The sequence below is a fragment of the Streptomyces sp. NPDC033966 genome, from assembly GCF_055575955.1.
On record NZ_JBVIRQ010000044.1, the window covers coordinates 1,478 to 3,234 of the forward strand.

Annotated in this window: 1 rRNA gene (cut by a window edge); it reads left to right on the forward strand. The window is 57.1% G+C overall.

What is annotated here, in order from left to right:
* Positions 1-35 precede the first annotated feature (35 nt).
* Positions 36-1,757, forward strand: a 23S ribosomal RNA gene (locus tag ACZ518_RS39310) (it continues 1,496 nt past the right edge of the window).

Genomic DNA, 1,757 nt, shown 5'->3' on the forward strand with positions numbered 1-1,757 from the left:
TGTTTGAGAACTACACAGTGGACGCGAGCATCTGTGGCCAAGTTTTTAAGGGCGCACGGTGGATGCCTTGGCACCAGGAACCGATGAAGGACGTGAGAGGCCGCGATAGGCCCCGGGGAGCTGCCAACTGAGCTTTGATCCGGGGGTGTCCGAATGGGGAAACCCGGCAGTCGTCATGGGCTGTCACCCACTGCTGAACACATAGGCAGTGTGGAGGGAACGAGGGGAAGTGAAACATCTCAGTACCCTCAGGAAGAGAAAACAACCGTGATTCCGGGAGTAGTGGCGAGCGAAACCGGATGAGGCCAAACCGTATGCGTGTGATACCCGGCAGGGGTTGCGCATGCGGGGTTGTGGGAATGAGCTTTCACAGTCTGCCGGCTGTGAGGCGAGTCAGAAACCGTTGATGTAGTCGAAGGACATGCGAAAGGTCCGGCGTAGAGGGTAAGACCCCCGTAGACGAAACATCAGCGGCTTGCTTGCTCATCTCCCAAGTAGCACGGGGCCCGAGAAATCCCGTGTGAATCTGGCGGGACCACCCGCTAAGCCTAAATATTCCCTGGTGACCGATAGCGGATAGTACCGTGAGGGAATGGTGAAAAGTACCGCGGGAGCGGAGTGAAATAGTACCTGAAACCGTGTGCCTACAAGCCGTGGGAGCGTCGGATGCAGCTTGCTGTATCTCGTGACTGCGTGCCTTTTGAAGAATGAGCCTGCGAGTTAGCGGTGTGTAGCGAGGTTAACCCGTGTGGGGAAGCCGTAGCGAAAGCGAGTCCGAATAGGGCGATTGAGTTGCACGCTCTAGACCCGAAGCGGAGTGATCTAGCCATGGGCAGGTTGAAGCGGAGGTAAGACTTCGTGGAGGACCGAACCCACCAGGGTTGAAAACCTGGGGGATGACCTGTGGTTAGGGGTGAAAGGCCAATCAAACTCCGTGATAGCTGGTTCTCCCCGAAATGCATTTAGGTGCAGCGTCGTGTGTTTCTTGCCGGAGGTAGAGCACTGGATAGGCGATGGGCCCTACCGGGTTACTGACCTTAGCCAAACTCCGAATGCCGGTAAGTGAGAGCACGGCAGTGAGACTGTGGGGGATAAGCTCCATGGTCGAGAGGGAAACAGCCCAGAGCATCGACTAAGGCCCCTAAGCGTACGCTAAGTGGGAAAGGATGTGGAGTCGCAGAGACAACCAGGAGGTTGGCTTAGAAGCAGCCACCCTTGAAAGAGTGCGTAATAGCTCACTGGTCAAGTGATTCCGCGCCGACAATGTAGCGGGGCTCAAGCGTACCGCCGAAGTCGTGTCATTGCAGCAATAGGGCCAACGCCCGCTGTGATGGGTAGGGGAGCGTCGTGTGCCGGGTGAAGCAGCAGCGGAAGCTAGTTGTGGACGGTTCACGAGTGAGAATGCAGGCATGAGTAGCGATACACACGTGAGAAACGTGTGCGCCGATTGACTAAGGGTTCCTGGGTCAAGCTGATCTGCCCAGGGTAAGTCGGGACCTAAGGCGAGGCCGACAGGCGTAGTCGATGGACAACCGGTTGATATTCCGGTACCCGCTTTGAAACGCCCAATATCGAATCCATTAATGCTAAGCCCGTGAAGCCGTTCCGGACCCTTCGGGGAAAGGAAAGTGGTGGAGCCGGCGACCCAAGGTGGTAGTAGGTAAGCGATGGGGTGACGCAGGAAGGTAGTCCAGCCCGGGCGGTGGTTGTCCCGGGGTAAGGGTGTAGGCCGTGTGGTAGGCAAATCCGTCACACAT